The 3,972-nt window shown below is 30.7% G+C and carries 3 protein-coding genes; all 3 read left to right on the top strand.

Translation table 11 applies throughout. From position 1 onward, the window contains the following. The first annotated feature begins 1,246 nt into the window (after positions 1–1,246). Positions 1,247–1,462, top strand: a complete 216-nt coding sequence (locus Q0V09_RS08770) for a hypothetical protein (protein ID WP_297488624.1) — start codon at positions 1,247–1,249, stop codon at positions 1,460–1,462. Positions 1,463–1,524: 62 nt separating this feature from the next. Next, complete coding sequence (locus tag Q0V09_RS08765; RefSeq protein ID WP_297488621.1) at positions 1,525–3,135, top strand: hypothetical protein; 1,611 nt, start codon at positions 1,525–1,527, stop codon at positions 3,133–3,135. 42 nt (positions 3,136–3,177) lie between these two features. Then, a complete protein-coding gene (locus tag Q0V09_RS08760; RefSeq protein ID WP_297488618.1) occupies positions 3,178–3,900 on the top strand; it encodes a hypothetical protein in 723 nt (240 codons plus the stop codon). The last annotated feature ends 72 nt before the right edge of the window (positions 3,901–3,972 follow it).

Raw genomic sequence — 3,972 nt, 5'->3', positions numbered from 1 at the left:
CCAGGACGTACACTCTTTCCCTACACGACGCTCTTCCGATCTATAGGGGATAACGTAATAGCAAACTTAATAGAGGCCGTTACTACAATGGAAATATTAAAGTTCCTTATAACTAGAATGTCTAAAGAAAAATCAGCTAATCAAGATGATAAACTTGAGAAGACTCAACAACAAATAGCTAATCAAAAATCTAGATTAGAAGAATCAGTAAACAAAGCTAAAAAGTCTGTTAGAGAATCGTTAAATGGGAGTAAAGCTTTCAATAGATATGCAAAAGATAGCCAAATAAATAATGGTGTATATAGCTTATTCATTCCCGATAGTTCGTTAGCTGATGATGAAATAATGATACCTAATCCCAAAGGTTTAAAAGGTGCTGAAAAGTTCAACTATCCTGAGATTGGAGATACTGTTGTTAATGCTAGACACCCAGTTACAACTATAATAATGAAATTCAAAGTTGTTGGATATACAGATGATATGTCTATAAGGGTAAGTACAGCAGTATCGTTAGCTTATTATGGTGACGGTGACGGTGATGCTCATTCAACATCATGGGGTAAATTCTTAGAAACATTAGAGTTTTCAGATGTAACTGATTTACAAGAGTTCTTAACATCTGCTGATATAAACATTGGATCATCGGTAGGTTACACAATAAGCGAAGATAGACTAGATAACTTAATGGATATGAGTTGCCAATACTTAACTGATTACAGTGTAACAGATATGTCTAAATTAGATAAAACGGCTTCTGAACAAGCTAAGGCTAAGAAGATAACTCAATCTGTAACAGGTAGTTTTGGAGCTGTAGAAAGAAATCTTGTGGTTAATATGATTACCAACAACGAAGATATTACTTGTGATTTAGTACATAAAAAGTCTTGGTTATCACAAGTGCCAGTACAAGCTAAGAACATATTAGAAGATATTAGAAGTGGTAAGATTGACCAACTTACTAAAGATACAATTCTTCTATTTGAAAAGGTTTCTGAAAATCAAATAGTTGCTGTTAGAACAATAGCTACATTAATGGATATATCTCAAAAAGAAGCTTTTGAATTAGTTAACAACTATAAAGGAGTTAAGCCTTCTATATATGCTAATCCTAAATCAAGTAAAAGTTCTTCTGATAGAGAAACAGAAAGACTACTTGAAGAATTAACAGCAATAATAAATTCATAATATAAATAAAAAAAAACAAAAATAAAAGGGGATTAATAGTCCCCTCACAGGAGGTTTCAAAATGAGAGTTAATTATAAAATAGACACAATAGGTATGTATGCTAGTGAAAAAACAAGTATGGGATTAGAGTTCTTTTTCTGTAAATATGATGATAAAGATTATAGATTACAAGTAACTAAGAATGATAATGGTTTTGTTCAAACAATAAAGTCTTTTGATAATAAGGATGAAATGGAAAGCTACTTCTTCAGTCTTAGATTTAACTACACAATATAATAAACACTTTAAAAAATAAAAAAATAAAAATAAGGGAAAGAGTCCCCACAAGGAGAAATAAAATGAAAAACAATTTACTAAATAGAATAAATGAATTAAAGAAAACTGGAAATTTTGCTGGAAAAGAAATGAATCCAAAGAATGATGATTCACCAGTGTTTGGACCTTTAAGTATGCCAACATACTTCAACAATAGACCTGTATCAGCTATATCACATGAAATACTTGTAACTAGAAAAGCACAAAAACAAGTATCGCCTAAATTTGTTATTTCAACTGCTGAAGTAATAGATGATATTGATGTAGTTTCTAAAATGACAAGAATGGATTTATCATCAGCAGGATTTATAACAGCAAGACTTGTAAGTTTTGAAAATCAACCAATTGCTAAAGCTATTATAGTTCAGTTGGCAACAGGTTCGATTAAACCGTTATACTTCCCTGTAGAAGATAGCAATGTTGGAGTTTATGCTAATGCTAAATTTGAATTATCTTATGTTATAGACGGTAGAGTGTGTCTATCTGATGAAGGTGAATTAGCTTGGATTTCTACTAATCAAGAGGCTTTAGAGTCTTATATAGAATCAGTACAAAGAAAAGAAATTAAATCTTTCACTAAAATATTATCTGAGAAACAGTGGAAGATAGAGGAAACAATAGAGGCTAAAGAAAATTATACTAAAGTTATAAAAGCTCTATCTTGGATTGGGAGTTGTGAATATGTAGATTTCCCTCAACATAAAGACGGTTTCCCTATTAATGTAGTATGGGGTGACACACAGGATTGGGATTGGTTACAAGTAATTAAGTCTAATCCAAAAGTAGCTAAACAAATTAGAGTATCTTCATTATCACAAAATGGTGTTAATGCTAGTTGTGGAAGATTACTACCTAACTCTAAAATAGGAGAGTCTAAACCGTTCTTTGGAAAGAAAGCTAAGTTCGATATATCAGCTAACCAACTTGTAAAGAACTTTAAATATAACAAACCTAATCACAAAAGAGTGTTAGTTGTACCAGCAGAGATAACTGTACCAGGAACTAATACACCTATGAATGGTTTAGGAAACTGTCTAGCATCTAAAGGTGCTTATGATGAATATGTATCTCAATTAACTTATGAAAAATCTAAAGAATGTAAAGCAAATTATGTAGCTCATAAAATATTCATACAGGCTGGAGATAAGGAAGTTGTAAGAGTTAAAGGTGCAACTTCAATAATAAATATGAAAGCTACTAAAGAAAATGGAGATATAGAAGATAAGATTGTTGTTCTTCCACCAAGAGAATATTCATCTAAAGGTGTGTTAGAAGAAGACTTCGATAAAATACATTTCTTATTTCAATTCTCTGATAACGAAGCTATTAGAGTTAAGTTAGAAGTGAAAGTTAATGGAGAAGTAATGCTTATAGATACTGTTGGAATATATTGTGATATATACGAAGATGCTTACCACTCAGCTGTATACTCTCTAAAGATAAAACCACAAAACCTTTTCTATTATGGAACTTTCCTAGAAATGTATAGAAAGAATGGGTTTGCTAATATGGCTCAATCAATATCTTTTATGTTAGACCATTGTAAGATATCACAAGCTATGAACTTCGTAGGAATAGAAAAAGGTTCGTATAGCCAAGTACCATTAGATATGTTTTTAAACAAAATAAAATAAAAAATAAAAAGGGATTAATATCCCCTCAAAGGAGAATATGAAATGAATGTTATAGAAGTAAACTACACAGATGAATTAATGATAGTGACAGTATTGGAAATGAATGGTGTTTATGACCCAACTCCAGAAATGATAGAAGAAGTTAAAGCAACAGGGAAATTAGACTTATCTAAAAACTTAAAGAAAAAAGAAGTCGTTGAAGAAACTGTAGAAGAAATTAAAAGTTCTGCAGACGAAGCATTAGAGTTTGTATTAAAGGAAGCTGAGAAAATAGACAATCCTAAAAGTGTAACTAAAACGTCAGATAAACCTAAAAGCATTATCGAGTCAAAGGTTGAACCAAAATTTGAAACAAGAAATATGAATAGAGTATTTGACTTAGATGATACTAATGAACAAAGTGTAGCTGATTATATGTATAAATATTTCTCAGAAGATTGGCTTATATTCAGAGCTGAAATCAAAAGAGGTAAATGTGTTGAAGAAACTAGAATGACTTACCAACAAAATGGTACAGTTAAAATGGTTACTAAAACTAAAATAGCTACTACAATAAAATACTTAAGAATGATTGCAGAAGATGTAACTCCTACTGAAACTGGAATTGACGGTAATGTATATGATGTAGTTATGGAGAAAGATTTAGATGTTGCTATATTTGTTAGATTTATAATAAAAGCTGAAGACGGAGATTTGTATGCTTCGTATCAACTTAAAAGAAGAACTGATATAGTAGCAGAAAGAAATGCTTTCCTAATGAAATAAAACCTAAAGGTGAATCGAGCTAATAAGCTTGGTTTACCTTTTTTTTCTTTATTAACAAAATTGAAAACAATG

The sequence above is a fragment of the uncultured Cetobacterium sp. genome (assembly GCF_947039425.1).
Classification (GTDB): Bacteria; Fusobacteriota; Fusobacteriia; order Fusobacteriales; family Fusobacteriaceae; genus Cetobacterium_A.
Note: the sequence above shows the minus strand (reverse complement) of the source record. Positions and strands in the feature narration are given on the sequence as shown.